Here is a 22,223-nt window from a genome sequence, read left to right on the forward strand (position 1 = left end):
ATTCAAGAAGAAAGACGATTATGCTAAGCATAATCGTCTTTCTTCAAAATAGCCCATAAGTTTGAAATATAAGAAACTGATTCAATCCTCTTTCTTTTTAACCTTTAATACTTTGCCAGATTTTGTAATAAGCCGAACACGTTTTTTAAAAATATTTAAGGAATGTGTCGTTGTTATTGGCAGCCAATCAAGATTGCATAGTATCGTTATACTGTGCAGTAAAAGGCCCTGATATATTTCGGCTTTTTTTAAAACTTTAACCTAGACTTTAGCAAAAAAATTAAGCTAATATCTTATTTATATGATTCATGATTTCCTGTGAAACGAGTAACGGATTATCAAGCATCGAATAATGACTGCATTCCGGTAAGATATTAAAAGTGGAGTTTGGTACTGTTTCCTTTAAGCGATTCCCCCAATAAGGTGGAAGATAACGGTCATATTGGCCATATAAAAAGGTAGCTGGTTTATTTAACTTTTGTAGACCAGGTACTATATCTTCAGTTTGATGATGATTTAATGCAAGAGATGCTTCTAATAATTCTTGAGGACCGGTGGGATGATTAAACGGCTGTAAAAATGCATTTAATAGTTCAGGGGTCAATAATTCTTGATGGAAAAGCCCTTCCCTTAACATCTTTTCTATAAAATATAAGGACGGTTCAAATTCAGGCGCTGTAGGATAACGAAGTGCTACTACTTTTGGAAGTGGCCAGTTACTGAAGGCAACCCCGTCAACCACCATAAAGCTCTCAATTCTCTCAGTGTAATTTACTGCCAATATTTGAGCAATCCCTCCACCTAAGTCATGACCGACCACATGAACAGATTGAATGCCTAGTGCATCTAAAAGTGTGACAATATGATTTGCTTGCATTGGTAAAGTTAATTCATCGTTAGTAGAACGGTCAGAAGCCCCATAGCCAACTAAATCTGGAGCAATCACAGTATAGTTTTGTGCAAGTTGTGGGATGACATGAACCCATAGAAAAGAATTTGTTGGTATACCATGCAATAATAAAATAGTTTGATCTCCAGTGCCTGCTGATCGATAAAACATTTTGTATTTTCCTGCTTGTACAATGTTTTCAGTTATCTGCATTAAAGAACTCACCTCAATATTTTTAGTTGACTTCTTTAGCTTACTCAATTATTCATTTTTAATACTTGAACTCGACTGCTACTAACTAACCTTTACATTCAAAGATAGATTAAATACTGTTAATAAAGAATTATCAAATATTACTTATAGCAGATAACATGCTAGTTACAAAAAAAGATCTGCTGTGTTAGCATATGTAAGATTAGTAAATATGAAGAGGTGATTATATTGGAAATACATAGCAGGAATTGTTCAGCCAAGGATACCTATAAGCTATTATCAGGTCTTGTGGTTCCACGACCGATAGCATTGGTTTCAAGTAAAGATGCTCAAGGACGATCTAACGTTGCACCTTTTAGTTTTTTTAACGTCGTTGCCAATGAGCCACCTACCGTGATGTTTTCTGCTGATAAACGGAAGGGGGAGAAAAAAGATACAATTGCTAACATAGAGACTCATACAGAATTTGTCATAAATATCGTCTCTGAAAAAATGGCGCAAAAGATGCACAATTCAGCTGCAGATTTTAAAAAAGAAGTATCTGAATTTGATGAAGTAGGGTTAACGCCTATTGCTGCACAAACCATAAATTGTGATGCAGTAAAAGAATCACTTGCTCATTTGGAATGTAAGCTAGATCGAATTATTAAAGTTGGAAAGAGTTTTATGATTTTAGGAGAAGTCGTTCATTTCAGTGTTGATGATCAGGTTTATTTGAGTGACTATAAAATAGATATTGAAAAACTACAGCCATTGGCTCGTTTAGCAGGAAGAGAATATGGAAGAATTCATGAACGTTTTGAACTCGAGCGTAAATTTGATCCAACAAAAGTAATTGAGTAATTTTTAAGCATTATATAAAAAAATCCCGACTTCACTTTATGTAAATAGAATTGTTCACGAATGAATTTTCGATAATAAAACAGTGAATTAAAAATGAAAGTCTGTGCTGAACAGTAAGAGTCAAATACGAAGAAGAGACGATTACTAATTAATAGTAATCGTCTCCGTAATTTTCAACAGTATCGTTGTACTGAATAGTTAAAGATTCTGTTTATAATTACAGTTCTTGTTCAACCAAAATAATCTTCTATAAAACTAAATTTATATTTTTTGAATGATAAAATGGGTTAAGTACAGATTATTAAGAGAAGGTATAAAAATCAATCAGCACTGATTATCCTACGTTCTGACCAATGAGCATAACCCAACCAAATAAGAGCTAATCCCATCGGTACTGCCAATATCCTATCGAATGGATGAGGAATTACGGCGGAAGCAAAGGTGACCACTGCTGCGAAGGATAGTAAAGCACCTGCCATGCGTGGGAAGATTCCCGCACGAAAAGTTGCGATTCCAAACAAGAGTCCACCAAGAGAATACAGAATCGCCGCAATTGGTGCTAATAATGGGAAAACACCAAGATTCACTGTGCTTGTGGTTCCACCAAAGATCCCAACCATTCCCTCTACAAAATTTGGAGCATCAGTTGTAAGCAACGGCAAAACAAAAGCCTCGATAAAACTAAAATTCATAGAAATTAACCAAAATAAACTAAATAAAATAAAACCAATCAGCCCAAGCCAGTCTGTTTCTTCCGCTAGTCTCGTATAGATTCCTGTAATTCCTATCAGACTGAAAAGAGACATAATGCTAGTAGTACATGCAACGACAACCCATAAGCTTGTATTGACAGACGATATATGATCCTCTGGGTGAATAAACTGAATACATATATATAAAAACCCCGCCAAGATTGCAAAAAGACCTGCCCATTGCATTAAACTCTTTCCTGTAATTCTTCGCTTTTTTTCATTTGTATTATTCATGTGATTCCCTCCAATTTTTACGCTTAAAGTAAATGCAAATTTTATAAACAAACCTAGTTATTGCGGAATCAAACGTCCTATAGTAAGTTAAATATGCAAGAGTTAAATAAATGTTTGAAAGTAGGTGACGAGATGGAACATTATAAAGTAATTGAAAAATCTTTATTGTATATTGAAAACAATTTGCAACAAACATTATCTTTGGAGTCTGTTTCAAATTACTTCAATATGTCTAAATACTATTTTCATAGACTTTTTTCTACAATAATGGGCTGTTCATTAAATCAATACACTTTATCAAGAAGATTAAATGCATCTGTTCATTACATTCAAAACGAAAACTTATCATTAACAGAAATTGCGTATCAACTAAACTTTGGAACTCCATCGTCCTTCACCCGCGCTTTTAAAAGCCAATATGGTATCTCCCCAAGCTCTCTAAGAAAAAATGGAAAGACCATAACCCTAGAAGAAATTCCTCCCGTAATTAAAAGACCAATTAAAAACATCAATGGGGATATCGTGGCCGATTTTACACTAACAAATTTTGAGACAACTCGAATAAGTGGGATCGCATTTGAAGTTGATTTAGCAAGAAGTGATTTTAAAGAAAAAATTCGATCTTATTCGAGAATGTTCGTAGACAGCATTGATGGAACAATCAGTAGTTCTTGTTATATCATCTACTCCAATTGCCAGCCAAACTCAACAAAATTCAAGGCTCTAGTCGGGATTCCACAAAACCTAAAAATCAGTAAACCAAATTATTTTACAGTAGATGTTCAACAATTTTTTTGTACTAAGTTTAAATATTTTGGTGACCTACTAGATATAGGAGATGTCTTTATTACTGACTTTGCAAGATTTTTAAAGATCTCGAAGCAAGAAACAGAGGAATCCGATATTGAACTTATTCAAGTGTTTGAGGATATTCATAACCTTGATTCTGCCTATCATATATTCGTTCCAATCAAAAAACTCTCCAGTGACGACGTTGATTAGTGTCTAACTACCTCCTATACATGTCAATCAATTTGTTATTTTACTAAAAAGGATACCATCACAAGCGTAAAGAAACTTTCCAAATCTTGCTGTAAATCGTAAACAAGTTAGTTTTTTGTAACGCAAAAAAGATGCCTTCCAGTTATTTTGGAAAAGGCCCATTTTGAAGTTATTTAACACAGAAAACATTCTAATTATCAAAGGTTTTTCTTACCTAGAATCGATTGGCTACGCAGTCTTTTTAATCGAACAACCACATAATAAAAAAGACGCGAACCTATAAATTAAGGGATTAGCGCCATTACTTAAGATTCGTTTAGTCCAAGAAGGGTTAAAAGTAGAGCCCTAGGGGAAAAGTGGTAATTCTTATTCCATCGCTACAATATCGAGGAAAACTGGAGAGAATCAAGGATTATCAAATCCATTTACTTCTAATCAGGATTCCTTACGTACCGTGCTGGGACAAAACTTAGTCCCAGCTCTTTCACAATCGGGATAGTAAGGAATCTCTTTCGTTGTACTGCGCAGCTAATGACTTATACTGCTAACTAAAAAGGCGCCCTTCGAGAATGATTGCATGAACACACAAGACGTGTGTTGAAATCATCCTCATAGGACGCTTTACGTTTTTCATAACTTCCCCGCTAGATTGCAGCATCAAGTATGTAAAACCTGCTAAGTCAACATCAATATTGGGATTTTCTCAGTAAATAGCATCTTTCCAAAATTGGTTAATGGGGATAGAGGGAGAGTATTCTCATCCCTGTTCACTCCACCACTATTTTTAAACTACCAATCAGTACAATGGGTGATGTGTATCTATTCATTCATATTTTCGGGGGATAAAATATTTTTATCTAAAGGGTACAATATTTGAATATCGACTCTTTCTTTTAACTTTTGGAAATAATAGTAGTTATGCTCAAAGCCAGCAACGCATAATATTCGTTTATTTTGATTCGAATTTATTGCCTCATATATTCTATGGAGCATAATCTGATTTCTTGCTACCCATGTTAAGTTTTGAACTTCTGGGTTAATTTTGCTCAACAAGTCATGTTTAGCCTTAACATGATTATCCACTTCTAGACAATTAAAAGGAGTTTTTCCTTTATGTGCAATGGAGAAAATTAACCTATATCTCTCTTTTAGCTCTAATTCTAACCTTTCTTGTTTTTCTTTCGTAAAATCATGAAAATGAGACAAATTTGTAAGATCCCATTCAAACCAATCTACTGGTACAAACTGTATGCCATTCTTTTCACATAACGGAATGATGGAATCCCGATATTCACTGGGACCAAGATAACCTGTATAGTCAGAATCTGAGATGTATCGATCCCAGTCCTCAGGTCTTACTTCCCCACATATAAGATCAGGTTTAAAATCCGATATTTTTTTCTCTAGTAGTTCTAGAGGATAGTCGTAATTAGTTCTTAAATCTTCCGTATGTAATGTCCCCAATATACCAACAATGGTCTGTGACGAAGAAAACATCCTATTCAATATTGACACCTCTTTCCTATAAATTTTTCCTATTAGTGCGTGTTCAAAAAAGATGATAAAGAGCACCGAGAAGTTCGAGGCAGCGTGGCTTTGAGAACCAGAGCGTATGCTTTTAGATGCGAGGACCGGAAAAGCAAGCCAACGAAGAAATTCGACCTGTCATTTTTACCGGACTTTTTGAACATCCTCTATTAGTGATTTTAAAAACCTATACTCAGAATTTCTAGTTGTTAAATTCCCTGTTTAATAAGGAATAGACCTCAACGTCAATTGGTTTATGCTCATTCCAGAAATACTCTCTTAACACGCCTTCTTTTTGAAATCCGAGTTTAATTAGCAATCCTTTCGAAGCTTTATTCGGAGCATCAAACTTTGCTTCAATTCTATTTAGCTCCATTTTTTCAAAAGCAAAACGAATGACCTCTCGCCCTACCTCTGTCATAATTCCTTTTCCCCAATATTCTATGGAAAGGTCATATCCTATTTCAGCACTTTTGTTTTTATCATCATAATCTACAAAGCCGCATGTACCTATCAGTTTATTGGTCTTCTTATCAATTATACCGAATCGTACCCCCTTTCTTTGATTATAGATAGAGTGATGCCAGTGTATTTCTCTTTCTGCATCTTCTAGTGTTTGAAAGGTTTCAAGAGGGATATATTTCATTACTTCATCATTTCCAAAAACCTTTAAAAGATCTGCCGCATCCTCTAATCTCGTTTTTCTTAAAACACACCTATTTGTCTTATTATTCCTAAATATTCAATTATTGTAAAATTCAGTATCTAATATATATTACGATTACAATTCAAATAAGTTTCACTAGTAATGTCCTATTACATGTCTGTTGCCTTTCACATTCATTTTCCCAAAACCCACGAATACTCACAGTTGTGCTAACCATTTTATTACTTTCACACATTTAACTGACCAGATTTAAGAGTTGACAGGCACCTTGAAATCAAAGGACAAAAAAGCATTGGTAAACTATCACCAATGCTTTTTATATAACCTAAGTTGAGAAGGAGACATCTAGTCCTTCTTCCAACAAATAATATTTAGCTTTTAATTCGATGACCAATAATTATTGACAGCATTCGTAGCAATTTGTTCGATCTCAGCAGTCTTCATATCAAGTAATTGTAGATTATCCTCGTCATCAGAAATAACTGCATATCTTCCAGTTGGATCAAAGGATCTATCATAGTAAGTTAAGTCCAATACATGGTGTAACTTTCCGTCATTAGTTATGACAGCCAATTCATCATTTCCATCTATATTCCCTAAAATGAGATTACTATATTTTTTCATCGTCAGTGTTCCATAATCCGGTCTAGTGCTAATTGCAGTCCAGTTATGAACTAGATGATTGATACCCTCTTTCGTAACAGTAAGTATCTGATTAGATGTACCGTCTTCATTTCTAATAAAAGCAAACGGGATGGTATTCGTCTTTGGATTAGGATTTTCTAGCATATTAGTGGGCTCTTCCATTGGATAATTGGCTACAAGTGACATATCATTCGGGTTAACAAGCCCAATCAAATGATTTGTTTCACCAGTATTATCATTTATAATGTATAAAATCTCATCTCCAAATCTTCCAAAATTCATATTAAAACTATCAGGTAAACCATTTTCAGTTATTTCTTCGGTTAAATCAGATAGATTTTCCTTTTCTTCTAATTGAAGATCATAGCTTGCAAGTGTATATTCACCATCATCATTTGGGGAAAACCCGAATAATAGATTTGAACCCACATACTGGTAATACCCCTCTATATTTTCGATGACTGATTCGTCCTTAAGATTGATAACCGTTGTTTGATTATAATCTACTTTTTGGTGAACAATAATTTTCTCGCCATCAGGGCTAACACTCATAGCAAAACTATTATTAACCGTTTTGATAAGATCACCATTTACATCATAGAAGGTGTATTGCCCTTCTACCTCCGTATATAGAAAAACAATTTCACCTTCAGAGGAATAGATATTCAAACCTTCTGTCGGCTCCATAACCGTTTCCCAATTCCCATCATCTGGGTTGTAAATATATAATCCTGTCTTATCATCTTCAGAACCAAGTAAGTAAAAATGGTTATCAAGACTATACCATTTTGTCGCATCGATATTGTCATTCGGTAGCGTTATAGGCTCTAGCTTTTGATCTTTTACGATATAATTTTCTTTTTCATAGTTATAAAAAACAACATGATCTTTTAATGTAGTAATAGAATATTGTAATTCGCCATCCTGATTGTACAGTTCCTTATCTACTGTTGCTATCGTTTTTTCCTCTAAAGAGTTGGGATCAAGGTTAGTAAGTGAATAATCACTTTCATTTTTTTTGAAGTAATAAATAGATCCATGATATTTTTGTTCAGTATCCTTTTCTTCACTGCCAGTATTTGACTTTTCGCTGCTACACGCGGAAATAAAAACAACGAAAGCGATGAATAGTAAAAATAATATTCTGTTTTTCATGGTAGTTTTCCCCCTGGTTTTATGTACTTTTAATTTTTGACTAAGACTAAGCATTCGGCCATTTTATTTGTGTAAAACCTCCCTAGTTGATTCTTGTGATGTATTTACCTTTATGTAAGGTCCTCCCCTAATCACACTTCAAACTTTACCAATTACTGTATTAGGGAAAGCTACTAAAATAAAAGTAATATTATATTAACACATTTTTACTTTTTATAACATAAAAATATTCCTTTTATACTATGACAAAAGCATGATTCGATAGGTTACCTCAAAGTAACCTCCGTACATAAAAGTGCGTTCTTCACAAATCGATGAATGTTGGATACCATTTATATAGAAACATAGAAGGGAGAAGATAATATGACAAAAAAAGTTGCAGTTATCGTTACAGATATCGTGGAAGAAATAGAATTAACAGATCCAGTTAAAGCCTATGAAGATGCTGGTCATACAGTAGAAATTATTAGTGACGAAGCAGGAAAAATGATTAAAGGTAAAAATGGTGATGAAATAAAAGCAGATAAGGGAATTGATGAAGTAAATGCGGATGACTATGATGCGTTATTAGTTCCTGGTGGCTTCTCTCCAGACTTGCTCCGAATTAACCCGAAAAATGGAGCATTCGCAAAAGCGTTTATGGAAGAAGAAAAGCCAGTATTCGCAATCTGCCACGGTCCTCAATTCTTAGTAGAAACTGACTTATTAGAAGGGAAAGAATTAACAAGCTTCGTGTCAGTTAGAAAAGACTTAGAGAATGCAGGGGCTATTGTGAAGGACGAAGAGGTTGTTGTCGATGGTAACCTTGTTACAAGTAGAACACCTGATGACCTACCTGCTTTCAACCGTGAATCATTAAAATTGCTAAAATAAGAATCTAATAAAATCACCAGTATGCTGTCTGTAACAGCATACTGGTGATTTTTGCATACAATAAAACTTAACTTCCTATTATTCCTTCTTCCTTCAATTGGGAAATTCTCTTTTTACCCCAATCGTACATCATCTCCACAATTGGCACTAATGTCTTTCCAAGCTCTGTTACATCGTACTCCACTTTAGGTGGCATTTCTGGATAAACCTTTCGACTTATAATCCCATCATCTATTAATTCTTTTAATTGATTAGATAATGTCTTATGGGATACATGATTAAAGAGGCGTTCTAAATCACTGAACCGATGAGGACCTTCTACACCAAGATGCCATAGAATCACTACTTTGTACTTTCCACTAATAATCGATAATGTTAATTCCTTCTCACAGTTATAATCACCATTTTCCAACTTCTGCTTTATATTTTCCCTTAACGTTTCACACATAACGTTCGTAATCTCCCTCCTATGTCTAAATTTAATACTTTTTGCATAAATTGTCTTGGATTGCCGTAAAACAAATATGGAGATTATCTTGGTCAATTGGTTGGGACACTTCTTATGACGATGCTAATGACTCTATTAAAATATATATTTTATATAAATATGTTCTTCAATCATCTGAAAACGAATAGTAAATAGTTAAATATAATTATATCAATAATTTTCTTATAATTGCCTTCCCATTCATCGAAATCTACAATTGGATTGATACCTTGCTAAAAAGTAAATCGAATTTCCAGGATATTGCTTTTAGATTACATTGAGCTATAGATATATCAAAACTTTCCAGCACTACTTTTTAGAAAGGTTATTTGGCATGCGCTTTTATAGTATAGCATGAAATATATTAGGTTTTTATTGAATAATGTTGACAGCTATTAGGTATTTATACTGTTCAGAAAAAGAATCTGTAGTTTTTCGTCTTTCTTTCTAACAATAGTGAAAGGCTAAATAAGCAAAGTGCGTTTATTCAGACCCCCATTTTACTAGAGCAAGTTATTAAAAGCTTGTTTGTAACAGAGTATGTATGAAGACCGATACAATATTAATATTTATTTCCCTAGTTATCTTGGAGGGTAAATGATACAAAACACTCTTACTCTTCAACAATCGCGAAGATTGTTGAAGATTTCTTATTGCATAATATGGTTGTACTACGCAGTAAAGATCCTGTTATCAAGTTATTGTGAAATTTAAAATGTTTTCTTGCAAAAAAAAGACCAAATCATACGATTTGATCTGATAATAAAAATTCTATTTTGTCACTAATAATTTTTAATAATCAATCGAATTATTAAGTTGATACACAGGAATACTTAAGAAACTGACTTAACCAATTGGGATAAAGCTTCTTTCATTGGTGTAACAGGTCTACCAAGAACTTTTGCAAAGTCATTGCTTTCAACAGCTAAGGACCCGTTTCGTATACTTTCTTGGATACCAACGACAATTGGAATCACAAAGTCCGGAAGTCCGACTTGTTTCATAACCTCGGCATATTCATCATCTGTCACTTGTTGGACGGGAATTTCTTTACCTAATACCTCGCTAAGCACTTGGACTAATTCTCCTTGTGTATAAAGGGGACCAGAAAGCTCATAAATCGTATTATCGTGGCCATCTTCTGCTAAAACTTTTGCAGCAGCTTCTGCGTAATCTAGTTGAGTCGCCCAACCAACTTTTCCTTCACCAGCAGATGTTATCCATGGGGCACCTGCGATTACCCCTTTAATGCTATCTGTTTCATTTTCCAAATACCAGTTATTACGTAGGAAGGAGTATGGAATTCCAGTTTTCACAATCGCTGCTTCTGTTGCTACATGTGGTGGAGCCATTAAGTTTTTACTCTCTGTTGCATTAGCTATGCTTGTGTATGCAATAAAGTTAACTCCGGCACGCTCAGCTGCTGCTACAGCATTTGCGTGTTGTTTTATTCTTGTGTCATTATCACCATCGGCAGAAATGATTAATAGACGGTCAATACCTGCAAATGCTGCATCTAATGATTCCGGATTATCAAAATCCCCTTGCCTAACTTCGATTCCTTGTGCGCGTAATTCTGCTGCTTTTTCTGGATTACGGACACTAACTACTAATTGGTCAACCGGTACATTTTTTAATAATTTATCTACTATCTTTGAACCTAGTTTCCCCGTTGCTCCTGTAACTATTAATTTCATTATATATCCTCCATTCTTGAATTCCTGTAACTTTTTTGATTACATGTAATCATTTTAGTTACAGGATGGTAAAATGTCAACAGATTAAGATGTTATATATATTTTGTTTTATTTGATACAATATACTTGTAATCAAATTAATTACACGATAAGATTAGCTTTTAATAAGAATCATTATAGGATGGTGGCTGAATTGTCAATCAGTAGCCGATTTTCAGTAGGAATACACATACTAACTTTAATTGATTTTAATAAAGAGGAAGCAAGATCTTCAGAATACTTGGCTGCCAGTGTAAATACGAACCCAGCCGTGATTAGAAAAATAATGGCAATGCTAAAAAAAGCAGAATTAATCGAAGTAAGGCCTGGTGTTGCTGGAGCAAAACTCGCGAAAGAATTATCTGACATTTCTTTACTTGACGTGTACAAGGCCGTTAATGTTGTAAAAGAAAATGAACTATTTAGCATGCATGACACACCCAATCCAAAGTGCCCCATCGGTAAAAATATACAGCAAGCCATTGAGCCATTATTCGTTTCAGCTCAACTAGCGATGGAGAAAGTGTTAGGAAATATAACACTTGAAGATGTTATGAAAGATATTGCTAAAAAAGAAAATACAGAATGTTAATTAGCTCACAAATAATCCAACGGTGCACAGGACCCATAAAAAAACCAAGATCCAGTTAATGAAACTGGATCTTGGTTTTTTCTTAGTTAATTCGTAGTATACGGTAAATCCCTAAAATTCCCTGTTTCCTAACAACCATCTTGCAAAGAAACACACAGAAGACATGGTTCCTCTGTGTTTAACCTCAAGGATTGAAAATTAACTCCTGAGTACAACCATGCTACAAGTGACTGATGTTCGTTCACTGGTAGGACTATCTTTATTCACCGACTTTGAAAACTTCAGTGAATTTAATCCAGGCGACCATCATTTAGATGCAGTTAATAATATGTTTGACCAAGTTCTCTTATGGAGTAAAGCTTTAAAAGCAGTTAAATAAAGGTTCTTGATGACAAAAATAAATCCATCAAATAATCCTATTTTTTCAGCCCATTTTTTTGTTTGTTCTTTTTAATATTGATCCATTGATGGAGGAATAGCTTCATTATTTCTTTGTTGAGCAAGGTCATAAACCCACTTTGCAACCTATTCTGAATTACGACCCGGACGTGTACTACCATTTATAATTCCTATTATCACTTTTAACTTCTCCTACTGCTAGTAAGTTTAAACATTTGATATTATAGCCACTTATATTCCACATATACCTTATACTTACATGTATTCTTACATAACCGTAACCTTAGTTGCACAGTAAGAGTCTAATACGAAAAAACGATCACCTGAAAAGTGACCGCCTCTCCGCCTCTCCTCATTAGATTGTTTAATTACATGTATGGTTGTACTGCGCAATAAGTAGAACTGTGTTTTTCCGTCTTACTTATTCAACATTAGCCCCCCTTGCGGAGAATTGTTACAACATGTTCATAAAAAGTATGACTCTTAATTTTAAGTTTACCAAATTTAATCGTCTTTTCACCATAATTACCCCAGAAAGGTAACGTGGGATAAATTTCTGCTTTATGTAGAATAACTTTATCTTGTCAAAATTAATTGACAATAACACAAATTATCGATATACTCATGTCAAATAAAAATGACTAGTCAAAAAAGGTGGACTAAATGTGAAGCAGAGCGTACTTATTCTTACACAACTGGAGCAACTGAAAGCGCTGAGTGATCCATTACGTGTAAAAATACTACATTTATTAATTGAAAAATCTTATTCTGGACAACAATTATCTCGGTTATTGGATGTACCCAGGCCAAAAATTCATTATCATTTAAAAGACCTTGAAAAGAACAATTTAATCTATTTAGTTAGTGAGTCAAAGAAACGAAATATGACTGAAAAACTCTATAAAGCAGTAGCAAGAAGTTTTATCCCAGCAAAAGATTTGCTGCCTTATCAAACCACTCAAAGTGAAAGTGGAAGGATTATGACGCTTACTGCATTAGACCGCACCAAAGAACGTGCCATGGAAGCTCCAGATGACGCTTTCATTACTGATTCTGAAGATCCTAAAGATTGGGATAAGATAGCCAGTCAATTAGAAGTACAAACAACCGAAGAAAAGTTTAGACATTGGGTTACAAAGTATCAAAAATTATTAGAGGAACTTCAGGAAATGACAGACAAAGGAAAAGACAGTAAATGGTATTACGTATCCACCTTTGGATTTCAAATGAAGGACCCTTTTTTCAAGTCTAATGAAGACGAAGATGATAAGCATGATTAAATGGCAAACGAAAATAAAAAAGGTTTTTCAACAGTTTACTGTATTAGTTTGGGCAATGCTGTTGTCAAACGTTGTATTTAATATTACACGTTTTATGGCAATGCCATTTATGGCCATCTATTTCAACGAAAAATTGAATCTTAATCCTTCAGAGGTCGGGATATTGATTGGGATCTCCCCGCTAAGCTCATTGATTTTCAGCATTCTTGGAGGAAGACTGGGAGATAAATTCGGGGTTCACCGCATGTACTCGGTTGCTTTGATTGTACCCGCAGTTAGTCTAGTGGGTTATATAACTGTTCCAAACTATTATGCCATAGCAGTTTTTTCCGTATTTGCAGGAATAGGGTGGGCAATTTATAACGCGACCAGCAATGCCATTCTAGCTATACATGCACCAGGATCTCATACAGAGAAGATATTCAGCTATAATTACTGGGGGATTAACTTGGGGGGTGCTCTGGGGCCGCTAATCGGCGTACTTATTATTGGAGGCGGAAATTATGAGATACCAATAGGACTTTTTGCTTTTGTATTACTATTAATTGCCGGAATAATGTTTTTTTTATTCAGAAAAACGAAAGCTATCTTACAAGATCGAAACAACATCGAAGAGAAAAAAGATATGGATGTTAAAGGCTCTATTTACAAACAGTTATTTAAGGATCGTACATTAATATTAATGACCATAAGTTCTTTTCTAATTTATTTTATTGAAGCTCAGGATGATACCAATTTCGCTCAATTTTTAAATGGTTCTTTTGAGAATGGGGTACAAATTTTCGGAACACTAGTCTCCATGATGACGGGGATTATTGTGATAGTTCAGCCAATCATGGCTCAGTACATTGATCGTATGAACAATAATGCAGCGTTTATATTCGGAAATGGTTTATACTTCGTTGGATTTTTATCTTTGCTTTTTCTATATAGCCAAACATGGTCATGGTATTTCGCATTTGCACTTATTACTCTTGGGGAAATTATTATAGCACCCAAAAAGCAGGCCATCATGGCCAGAAGTGCTCCACGTCATTTAAAAGCAACTTATTTCTCCATCATCTATGCTGGCGGAAATCTTGCTTATGCCATAGGCCCTTGGTTCGGAGGATTACTATTAACGCATGTAGGTGTTAATTATCTCCTTCTGCTATTGATGGTTGTAACTGCATTTCAGTGTTATGTGTTAATAAAAGCTAACCGAACATATGAACGAGCTTCTAAATCCAAACAAACTATTAACGAAGCCTAATGAAATGATGGTTCAGTTAACCCCGAAAAATTACTTAGCGTATGGTTTTCGGGGTAATTAAGCTATATAAAACCTCTGTTATTTTCACGAAAAATTATTCCGTTAACTGGCCCGACTGTTGATAACCCGCCCGATAAAAAAACTTTTTACTTCAAGCACATTATTTCATATACAAAGTTATTTGTTGCACAGTAATAGTCTACTACGTCATATAATAGGTTGTTTCAGTTACCCCTGAAACAGCCTATTACTTGTTATACAATTACAACTCTATTAATGTTCAGTATCTATTTGGTTTCCAGTAATAAAAGTTACAGAGAATAATTATGAATAAGAAATTCTTCAGCAAGCTATGTAAATCATTCACAAGTTACGCCAAGCACTTATCCCATGTTTCTCCCAAACCTGTTGTAACCGACCTGCTGGAAGTGGACGGCTATAGAAATAACCTTGTGCGATGACCTGATACTCTTTCAAAAGTTCTTTTTGCTCCCTTGTTTCCACGCCTTCAATAATGACTTGAGTATTAAGATCTTTCCCTAACCTAATAATCGCAATCAACAGACACATCATACGATCATTCTCTGAAACATCATTAATCATCGATTTATCAATTTTCAAAGTATCAATTTCAACACTTTTCATGACGTTCAAGGATGAATACCCCGTGCCAAAATCGTCGATTGCAACTTTCACGCCCAATTCCTTCAACTCTTGGATCAGCTGTGACGCTCCCTCTACATCTAACATTACACTTTCTGTAATCTCTATTTCAAGGTCACTTGGCTGAACCTTTTCTTCTTCGACAATTGCCCTTACTTTCGATGGGAAATGTTTATCTTTGAATTGCCTTGCCGAAACATTCACAGAAACCCTTACTTTCGGGAGTTCTTGTTTCTCCCACTTTTTGATTTGACGGCACGCCTCTCTTAATACCCATTCCCCAATTGAAAGAATCAATCCCGTCTCTTCAGCAATAGGAATAAATTCATCAGGAGTTACAGCACCAAAAGCTGGATTCCACCGAAGCAGGGCTTCCATTCCAGTAATATTATCAGTAACTACGTCCACTTGTGGTTGATAGACGAGTGAGAGCTCATCCTGTTCGATGGCATCACGTAGAGCCCATTCAATTTGTTGTTTGCGTGTGATCTTTTTATGTAATTCCTTTGTGTAGAACTGATAGTTGTTCTTTCCTATCTTTTTGGCTAACAGCATGGCTTGATTCGATTGCCTAATTAGGTCATCAACGCTACTATCAGCTGTGTCCATCAAACTAATTCCAATACTAATTGTAACGACCACTTCATGTTCTTGTAGAAGTACTGGCTGGTTCATTTTATTAATAAACTGTTTTGCAAGCTGAGTAATTTCCTCTTCTTTTACATTCTGAGTAATGACGATAAACTCATCTCCGCCAACCCTGGAAATGGAATCCTTACTCCGCACACACTTTTTAAGACGACTTGAAATCAGACTGAGAGCCTGATCTCCTATTTGGTGTCCAAACAGGTCATTAATTTCCTTAAAATTATCGACATCAATAGTCAGAATGGCCAACATTTGTTTTGGTGTATTCGTTATTACGTTTGTTATTTCCGTATAAAACCAATTACGGTTTGGAAGACCAGTGATTTGATCTGTATATGCTAACTCATTGATCCTCTTGCGGCTCTGTTTGATCTCTGTGACATCTCTAGCAATCGAGAAAGCACCTGCTATTTCCCCATGTTTTCTGATTGGAACAGCACTCACATCTAAATCAAAAACATTTCCGTTCTTATCCGTCATGATCTGCTCCACGCGAATAGAGGATCCACTTTTAATCTTTTCGAAGTCATCATGAGCCTTTTCTGTGTCTTTGGTTATAAGAGAAGAAAAAGGCATGTTAAGTAGTTCAGATTTAGAAAAGCCCGTAAGTTCTTCTGCCTTTTTGTTTCCATCCTTATAATATCCATCTAAATCTAGTTCAACTACAGCATCTAGATTATGTTCGAACAATGAACGGTATTTCTCTTCATTTTCTTCAAGTAAACGGTATGCTTCTTTTTCTTTGGATAGATCTTTTGCAATAACGTAAACGCCAGAAATATCCCCGTCTACAACAATTGGGATACTTGTGATATGCAGAGGAATTTTATCCCCGTTTTTACGAATACAAACTGTCTCGAAATATTGAATATTTCCGTCCAAAACCAAATTAAACCTTTCGTTCGCCAAATCGATATACTGAGAATCTATTAAAGTATGATAAGTCATTCTGGTAAGTTCTTCTTTGGAGTAACCTAAAATGCTTCTCAGAACCGGATTAATATCAATTAGAACACCATTACGATCTAAGGAACAAATGCCATCTGGGCTATATTTAAATAGTGATCGGTACAGCTGTGGATTCTTTTCCAACTTTTTCATACTTTTTTCAACTCCTACTTATAAAACCTATAATGGCTATGATCTAATTCTTTGGCCTCATATAAGGCTGTGTCTGCGTATTTTATCAGATGATTTTTATGGATGGAGTGGTCAGGATAAATTGAAATACCAATCCCAGCCCCTAGCTTTATTTCGTGGTTCTTGTAATATAACGGCCGATCAAGAGATTTGATGATTCGATCTGCTACTTCTTCTACAATGTCAATGGAGTCAATTTCAGGTATGATAACGGCCATTTCATCCCCACCAAACCGTGCAACTGTGTCGGTTGGACGCAGGCAACTTTTTATTCGATTCGCTAGTTCTTTGATGACAGCATCCCCAGCATCGTGACCAAAGGTATCATTAACTTGTTTAAAATCACGCCCATCTAACATCATAACGGCAACCTTCTTTTGAGATCGATTGGCTTGATGAATGGCCATATCTAATTTGTCATCAAATGTACGTCGGTTTGGTAATCCGGTTAAGAAATCATAAAAAGCCATTTTTGCTAGTTCACCTTGAAATTTTTTTCGATCGGTAATGTCACGTGCAATGGTAACAAATTGTTTGACTTCTCCATCCTCCACAATGGCAGTTGTTGTTGCTTCCAACCAAACCCAGTGACCTTCTTCATGAAGCGTCCGATACTCGATTGAGGTTGGTTTATTTTCTTTCACTAGATCTTTAAACTCCTTCTCAAGTACTGGTTTATCTTCTGGATGAATATGTGTGGTAAATGGTTGTCCAACATATTCTGAGTGATGGAAGCCAAGCAATTTCTCATTGGATGGGGATACATACTCTACCATTCCAGACGGATTAATCAACTTAACAATATCAAAAACATTCTCCGTTATTAACCGAAACTTCTCTTCACTCTTTTGTAATTTTCGTTCTGCTTTTATACGGTCGGTTACATTTTTAAAAAATGCAGTGGCCCCAACAATTTGACCCTTTTCATCTCTTACTGGTGTATAAGAAGCAATAATATCTAATTGTTCACCACTCTTTGTAGTTCTTTTCGTTTCATAATTCACGATTGGTTTACCCTCAAGGATTTTACTTTCAATAAACATAAGTTCAGACTTCATATCTGATGGGATGATTAAGTGATCGTTCTCGACAACTTCATTTTCGGTATACCCAAGTAATTTTTCAAATGCAGGATTAACCTTTAATATTTTACCGTTCGAGAATAAGAATATGGGATCAACGGAATAATTCCAAAACATTTCTAGTTCTTCTTTTGTTTCAATTAACTGCTCTTGATCACGTTTCTGTTGGGTTATATCTTTAGCCACCTCGTGTATAACGACCACCTGTTCGTCCACTATGATGGGAATACACATAACAGACACATCAATTCGGTGACCCATTTTATGTTTTAATCTAATTTCATATCGTTGTGCTTCCTTATTGATGATTGTCTTATTAAAATGATTAAGGGTTTTTTCTAAATCTTCAGGTTCAACAAAACCGACAAAAGATTTGCCTAACAACTCTTCCATGGAATAACCAGTCATTTCCTCTCTAGTCTTGTTGCCACTCATGTAATCTCCCTTTAAATCGAGAGAAATTATGGCATCAGGATGGTTGTCAAACAGCGACTTGTATCTTTGCTCACTCTCGATTAATTTTCTTTTTGTTTCTTTTAATTCCATTTCTTTGCGTCGGCGATCCGTAACGTCTCTAACTATCGCCAATACATATCTAGCATATCCATCCTTCGTTAAAATAGGATTAAGAGAGGTTTCTCCTATAAATGTTCCATTGTGCGTTTCAAATTCCGCCGATTCTTGTCTATCTATAACTTTCTTGTACTCTGGAATTAATATTTCGCTGAGCTTCTTTGGAACAACATCCTCGATCACCCTACCTACAATTTCATCTATATTTAAAACCCTTGCCGCTGTTTTATTAACATAGACATAGCGAAAAGAATCCCCATCTACCTCCATCAAAAACACTAGATCGTTTATCGAGTCAAAAATGTCTGTGAATACACTAATATCCCGACCAACACTATCTAAAAAGCGCTTCATCCTCGTCATTATCTCCTTCCAGTTTATTACACCACTGTATATAATAATCGCTTTTTAAGAAGGCCACTCCGAGTGAGTGGCCTTCTTATTTGTATCATATTTTTAAGTTGTCATATTCTTATCAATTTAAGACTTTTCACCTGACTTTATCATTTCGGAGAGTTCTTCTTCGATAAGTTTGCTTTCACCAAAAACTGATACTTTGTATGTAGTACAATTATACCACAAAAACAGAAATTCCAAGTGATTTCGACAAAATTTAACAATAATTCCACATGTGTGTTGATCACCGCTTAAACTGCAAGAGCTGAAACCTATCAAAATAGCAAAATACTTCATGAATAAGCACCCAAACCTAGAATTTCAAGTCTGATACTTCCAATCCCCACCCCTAAACTCCAAGTTTCACCCCTCAAACTTCACATTCCCCTCCATGACGCCCTCCAAATTCTCCCTTAAACTAACCCTACCGCGGAAAACCAAATAAAGGCGCCTTTATAGAAAGAGGCTATTGTGGTAGAAACCAGTGATTTTCAAGAGGTCATCAACGACCATGAACGGATCATCTATCATCTCATTCAAAAGTATGGGATTCGTGATCCACAGGGGGAGTTTTATCAGGAAGGGTTGTTTGCGCTTTGGAGGGCTTATGAGACGTATGAGGAAAAACAAGGGAAGTTCTCGAGCTATGCGTACTTTTTGATTCAAAAGGCTTTGCTCAGCCTGATTCGGGCGCGGAATCATCAGAAGGAAAAGGATGAAGTGTACCGGGCGCATCAAACAATCGACATGAGCCAGGTGTCAGCGACGCTTGAGATGGGCTTTGATCCATACCTGTACGACCAGATCAAAGAAGTGCTTACGGATAATGAAATGAAGTGGTTTACGCTGTTTATTTTTGAGGATTTAACGATTAAAAAGATTGCGAATAAAGAGCAGGTTACGAAGGATGCCGTGAAAAACTGGGGGCGGCGGGCGAAAGGGAAAATTAAAAAACTACTAATAAATGATTAAGGAGCGACGCAAATGTCGCTCCTTTTTCTATTATGCAAAATTTTTTCACGTCATTTACCAAATAATGGAATTAATTGACTGATAGACCGTTCCCAGTCTTTGTCTCCATTCGGATAATTAGGAAAAAAGGGAGATTATCTTGGAAGATAAGGACTTAAAAATCATTGTTGGTAGATATCTTCGTAGAAAGAGATTGCATGTTTCAGGTGACCATTCTAGAGTGGAAATCGCCTATCTGGCAGAGCTTAATGAAGATTATCTCGCTGAAATGGAACGTGGGGAGAAGCTTCCTACTGTCCAGACCCTCATAAAGCTTTCCCAACCATTACATATCCCCTGGGAGTTCGTCGATTCCCTAACAAAGGATGACAATATAAAGAAGGCTCTCGGAAACTATCTCCGTGGAAAACGATACGAAAAGGGTTATAACCTCAAGCAGCTGTCACAACTAGCTAGTGTAGACGATAGTTACCTCAGTAGAATTGAGAATGGCAAAAGTCTTCCTTCACTTAAAATACTGGTTAATCTATCAAATCACATCCACATCCCATGGGAATTACTAGATGAGATCAAACGGAAAATCGAATAAGCCTCCTCCCTCTCCCCCATTCTCCCCATTGATAACCCCAAGAGGAGTGTCCACATTTGAAAAAAATCTTAAACGACTACTTCATCAACGAATCCACCCTTGCCTTACTGCCTGCCACCCATCACGAGTATGACACCATCGTGCTCGTGCAAGACCAAAAGCTGTATGTAAGGAAAACGCCCCTCCAGCTCATAAAAAAAGCATGCCTCGAGGCTGGATCATCCTTTAATGGCAGACGTGAAGCTGTGATTTATCAGACCTCATTTTTCAATAAAGTGCCTATCCCTATCTTACCCAGCCGCGACATTTACGCCTTCCCGACTCACTCTCCAAGCGACTTCCAGTGTCAATGGATCTTCTACAACCATGTGCAGTCTATTAAGACAAATCGCTCCCCATCTAAACCATCTGTAAAATCGATAATCATTTTCAAAAATGAGCATCAACTTTCCATGCGCGAATCCTATTATTTATTAGAAAAACAAATGCAGCGAACGGCTATCTGTATTCTGCAGCATAGGTCTTTCCTGGACTCGCTATTTACTAAACAAATGTATTAAACAAAATTAACCCCCGAGAGGAAGTTATCAATGAATTATATTAAAGAAATCAATGCCTTCTATATTATCACCCAAACGAATCCCTTATCTCCGTCAGCGTCAGCGTCAGCTTCACTTCTTTGGCACACCTTAATGCACATTAACAATCAAACGAGATGGAAGCCATCATTCACCGTAGCTGTCAGTATACTTAAGACGAAAACAGGTGTGTCGGAAAGTACAATCAAACGGGCAAGAGACGAACTACAAACCAAAGGATTTATTCACTATCATTCCCGAGGTGGCAATCAAGCTGCCGAATATCAAATGGTTAGCCTGTGGTCCATATAAATGACAATGTAAACGAGAGTGTGAACCATAATATGAACCAAAGTATGGACCCATTATTAAAAGAAACGGAAAAAGAAAATAAACAAAACCATAATACAGAAGCACGCACACCTGGGGTTGTATTTTTTGTGTAGAATTTTGGGGAAATAAAACCTTACATGAGGGAAGAGCTCATCAACTGGATTACAAAGGTTGGGGATGAGTTGGTGATTGAGGCTATGAAAAGGGCTTTGGATCGGAATAAGGTGAGTTGGGGGTATGTGAGGGGGATTTTGAGGGATTGGGTTAATAAGGGGATTATAATTGTATTGAAACTGTCAGGGTTGAGTATAATTTTAAAATAAAGAAACAAAAGCGTTTTCGTAGCACTGGTGGGAAACAAGAGGTGCTTCCTGAGTGGTTTGGTGATGGAATAATTAAACTCTCAAACATCGAGAAGCAAGATCAGGACATAGAAATTGAGAAGAGGGAAATTGCTGAGTTATTGGGGAGGATAGGGCTTGTCAAGTAAAGTGTGTAAGTTCAGATATATTTCAGAACTCGATCCTTTAATCGATCATCAACTAATAACTGGTTCATAGCTAAAGGACCAATTCTGTATGTGTCCACCTTCCCATTTGGTCTCTAATTCTTTTACACGTAAGAATAGAACTTTTAAGAGAGCGTTCTCGTCAGGGAATGCTCCTTTTTTTGTTACCTTGCGGAAACTGGAGTGTATGCTTTC

Annotated in this window: 21 protein-coding genes and 1 pseudogene; 12 read left to right on the top strand and 10 right to left on the bottom strand. The window is 35.9% G+C overall.

The window, feature by feature from the left end; genetic code table 11:
* Positions 1 to 280: 280 nt before the first annotated feature.
* Positions 281 to 1,102, bottom strand: coding sequence for an alpha/beta fold hydrolase (locus GH754_RS15075; protein WP_153729514.1), 822 nt, complete (start codon positions 1,100 to 1,102; stop codon positions 281 to 283).
* A 228-nt stretch (positions 1,103 to 1,330) separates the two neighbouring features.
* Here GH754_RS15075 and GH754_RS15080 point away from each other — a divergent pair, with 228 nt between their 5' ends.
* On the top strand, positions 1,331 to 1,945 hold the full coding sequence (locus GH754_RS15080; protein ID WP_153729515.1) for a flavin reductase family protein: 615 nt from the start codon (positions 1,331 to 1,333) through the stop codon (positions 1,943 to 1,945).
* 320 nt (positions 1,946 to 2,265) lie between these two features.
* On the opposite strand, the gene GH754_RS15085 is transcribed toward GH754_RS15080, so the two are convergent.
* Complete coding sequence (locus GH754_RS15085; RefSeq protein WP_153729516.1) at positions 2,266 to 2,931, bottom strand: hypothetical protein; 666 nt, start codon at positions 2,929 to 2,931, stop codon at positions 2,266 to 2,268.
* 132 nt (positions 2,932 to 3,063) lie between these two features.
* Between GH754_RS15085 and GH754_RS15090 the strand changes: the two genes are divergently transcribed.
* Positions 3,064 to 3,933 (top strand): helix-turn-helix domain-containing protein, encoded by an 870-nt coding sequence (locus GH754_RS15090; RefSeq protein ID WP_153729517.1) that lies wholly within the window; start codon positions 3,064 to 3,066, stop codon positions 3,931 to 3,933.
* Between the two features lie 819 nt (positions 3,934 to 4,752).
* Here the strand turns inward: GH754_RS15090 and GH754_RS19490 are convergent.
* The 3 genes from GH754_RS19490 to GH754_RS15105 all read right to left on the bottom strand — a co-directional run bounded on the left by GH754_RS19490 (position 4,753) and on the right by GH754_RS15105 (position 7,927).
* Positions 4,753 to 5,439 carry a hypothetical protein gene (locus tag GH754_RS19490; protein WP_194841374.1) on the bottom strand — a complete coding sequence of 229 codons (687 nt, stop codon included), beginning with the start codon at positions 5,437 to 5,439 and terminating at the stop codon, positions 4,753 to 4,755.
* Between the two features lie 223 nt (positions 5,440 to 5,662).
* Positions 5,663 to 6,202: a GNAT family N-acetyltransferase gene (locus GH754_RS15100; RefSeq protein ID WP_323742055.1), complete on the bottom strand. Its 540-nt coding sequence runs from the start codon at positions 6,200 to 6,202 to the stop codon at positions 5,663 to 5,665.
* Positions 6,203 to 6,505: 303 nt separating this feature from the next.
* Positions 6,506 to 7,927 (bottom strand): hypothetical protein, encoded by a 1,422-nt coding sequence (locus GH754_RS15105; protein WP_153729519.1) that lies wholly within the window; start codon positions 7,925 to 7,927, stop codon positions 6,506 to 6,508.
* 363 nt (positions 7,928 to 8,290) lie between these two features.
* Between GH754_RS15105 and GH754_RS15110 the strand changes: the two genes are divergently transcribed.
* Positions 8,291 to 8,800 carry a type 1 glutamine amidotransferase domain-containing protein gene (locus GH754_RS15110; protein ID WP_153729520.1) on the top strand — a complete coding sequence of 170 codons (510 nt, stop codon included), beginning with the start codon at positions 8,291 to 8,293 and terminating at the stop codon, positions 8,798 to 8,800.
* Positions 8,801 to 8,867: 67 nt separating this feature from the next.
* On the opposite strand, the gene GH754_RS15115 is transcribed toward GH754_RS15110, so the two are convergent.
* Together GH754_RS15115 and GH754_RS15120 are read right to left on the bottom strand one after the other, a co-directional pair.
* On the bottom strand, positions 8,868 to 9,248 hold the full coding sequence (locus GH754_RS15115; RefSeq protein WP_153729521.1) for a winged helix-turn-helix transcriptional regulator: 381 nt from the start codon (positions 9,246 to 9,248) through the stop codon (positions 8,868 to 8,870).
* Positions 9,249 to 10,120: 872 nt separating this feature from the next.
* Entirely contained in the window at positions 10,121 to 10,984 is an 864-nt protein-coding gene (locus GH754_RS15120; RefSeq protein ID WP_153729522.1) for an SDR family oxidoreductase, read from the bottom strand.
* 193 nt (positions 10,985 to 11,177) lie between these two features.
* Here GH754_RS15120 and GH754_RS15125 point away from each other — a divergent pair, with 193 nt between their 5' ends.
* The 4 genes from GH754_RS15125 to GH754_RS15140 all read left to right on the top strand — a co-directional run bounded on the left by GH754_RS15125 (position 11,178) and on the right by GH754_RS15140 (position 14,546).
* Complete coding sequence (locus GH754_RS15125; RefSeq protein WP_153729523.1) at positions 11,178 to 11,615, top strand: Rrf2 family transcriptional regulator; 438 nt, start codon at positions 11,178 to 11,180, stop codon at positions 11,613 to 11,615.
* A 217-nt stretch (positions 11,616 to 11,832) separates the two neighbouring features.
* Entirely contained in the window at positions 11,833 to 11,994 is a 162-nt protein-coding gene (locus tag GH754_RS15130; protein ID WP_153729524.1) for a hypothetical protein, read from the top strand.
* A gap of 685 nt (positions 11,995 to 12,679) precedes the next feature.
* A complete protein-coding gene (locus GH754_RS15135) occupies positions 12,680 to 13,294 on the top strand; it encodes an ArsR/SmtB family transcription factor (protein WP_323742050.1) in 615 nt (204 codons plus the stop codon).
* Positions 13,287 to 14,546 (top strand): MFS transporter, encoded by a 1,260-nt coding sequence (locus tag GH754_RS15140; RefSeq protein WP_194841375.1) that lies wholly within the window; start codon positions 13,287 to 13,289, stop codon positions 14,544 to 14,546. Before GH754_RS15135 ends, GH754_RS15140 begins: the two co-directional genes overlap by 8 nt.
* 363 nt (positions 14,547 to 14,909) lie before the next feature.
* Here GH754_RS15140 and GH754_RS15145 read toward each other — a convergent pair whose 3' ends face one another.
* A complete protein-coding gene (locus GH754_RS15145) occupies positions 14,910 to 16,958 on the bottom strand; it encodes a sensor domain-containing protein (RefSeq protein ID WP_153729526.1) in 2,049 nt (682 codons plus the stop codon).
* Positions 16,959 to 16,972: 14 nt separating this feature from the next.
* Positions 16,973 to 19,006: a PAS domain S-box protein gene (locus tag GH754_RS15150; RefSeq protein ID WP_153729527.1), complete on the bottom strand. Its 2,034-nt coding sequence runs from the start codon at positions 19,004 to 19,006 to the stop codon at positions 16,973 to 16,975.
* A 513-nt stretch (positions 19,007 to 19,519) separates the two neighbouring features.
* Here GH754_RS15150 and GH754_RS15155 point away from each other — a divergent pair.
* From GH754_RS15155 to GH754_RS20120, 5 genes are all read left to right on the top strand, one after another.
* Positions 19,520 to 20,020, top strand: coding sequence for a sigma-70 family RNA polymerase sigma factor (locus tag GH754_RS15155; protein WP_153729528.1), 501 nt, complete (start codon positions 19,520 to 19,522; stop codon positions 20,018 to 20,020).
* 139 nt (positions 20,021 to 20,159) lie between these two features.
* A complete protein-coding gene (locus GH754_RS15160; RefSeq protein ID WP_153729529.1) occupies positions 20,160 to 20,609 on the top strand; it encodes a helix-turn-helix domain-containing protein in 450 nt (149 codons plus the stop codon).
* Positions 20,610 to 20,665: 56 nt separating this feature from the next.
* Positions 20,666 to 21,169 carry a competence protein ComK gene (locus GH754_RS15165; protein ID WP_153729530.1) on the top strand — a complete coding sequence of 168 codons (504 nt, stop codon included), beginning with the start codon at positions 20,666 to 20,668 and terminating at the stop codon, positions 21,167 to 21,169.
* 30 nt (positions 21,170 to 21,199) lie between these two features.
* Entirely contained in the window at positions 21,200 to 21,499 is a 300-nt protein-coding gene (locus tag GH754_RS15170) for a helix-turn-helix domain-containing protein (RefSeq protein WP_153729531.1), read from the top strand.
* A gap of 146 nt (positions 21,500 to 21,645) precedes the next feature.
* Complete coding sequence (locus GH754_RS20120) at positions 21,646 to 21,843, top strand: DnaD domain-containing protein (protein ID WP_407690676.1); 198 nt, start codon at positions 21,646 to 21,648, stop codon at positions 21,841 to 21,843.
* A 178-nt stretch (positions 21,844 to 22,021) separates the two neighbouring features.
* On the opposite strand, the pseudogene GH754_RS15180 reads toward GH754_RS20120, so the two are convergent.
* Positions 22,022 to 22,223, bottom strand: a pseudogene (locus GH754_RS15180) (IS256 family transposase); the annotation flags it as partial.

It is taken from the genome of Salinibacillus xinjiangensis (assembly GCF_009649735.1).
GTDB lineage: Bacteria > Bacillota > Bacilli > Bacillales > Alkalibacillaceae > Salinibacillus > Salinibacillus xinjiangensis.

Excerpts from the sequence above, each read along its gene's own strand:
- GH754_RS15110 (WP_153729520.1), top strand. The coding sequence starts at position 8,291 with ATGACAAAAAAAGTTGCAGTTATCGTTACAGATATCGTGGAAGAAATA.
- GH754_RS15115 (WP_153729521.1), bottom strand. The coding sequence starts at position 9,248 with ATGTGTGAAACGTTAAGGGAAAATATAAAGCAGAAGTTGGAAAATGGT.
- GH754_RS15105 (WP_153729519.1), bottom strand. The coding sequence starts at position 7,927 with ATGAAAAACAGAATATTATTTTTACTATTCATCGCTTTCGTTGTTTTT.
- GH754_RS15090 (WP_153729517.1), top strand. The coding sequence starts at position 3,064 with ATGGAACATTATAAAGTAATTGAAAAATCTTTATTGTATATTGAAAAC.
- GH754_RS15170 (WP_153729531.1), top strand. The coding sequence starts at position 21,200 with ATGAATTATATTAAAGAAATCAATGCCTTCTATATTATCACCCAAACG.
- GH754_RS15085 (WP_153729516.1), bottom strand. The coding sequence starts at position 2,931 with ATGAATAATACAAATGAAAAAAAGCGAAGAATTACAGGAAAGAGTTTA.
- GH754_RS15145 (WP_153729526.1), bottom strand. The coding sequence starts at position 16,958 with ATGAAAAAGTTGGAAAAGAATCCACAGCTGTACCGATCACTATTTAAA.
- GH754_RS15150 (WP_153729527.1), bottom strand. The coding sequence starts at position 19,006 with ATGAAGCGCTTTTTAGATAGTGTTGGTCGGGATATTAGTGTATTCACA.
- GH754_RS15075 (WP_153729514.1), bottom strand. The coding sequence starts at position 1,102 with ATGCAGATAACTGAAAACATTGTACAAGCAGGAAAATACAAAATGTTT.
- GH754_RS15120 (WP_153729522.1), bottom strand. The coding sequence starts at position 10,984 with ATGAAATTAATAGTTACAGGAGCAACGGGGAAACTAGGTTCAAAGATA.
- GH754_RS15130 (WP_153729524.1), top strand. The coding sequence starts at position 11,833 with ATGCTACAAGTGACTGATGTTCGTTCACTGGTAGGACTATCTTTATTC.
- GH754_RS15140 (WP_194841375.1), top strand. The coding sequence starts at position 13,287 with ATGATTAAATGGCAAACGAAAATAAAAAAGGTTTTTCAACAGTTTACT.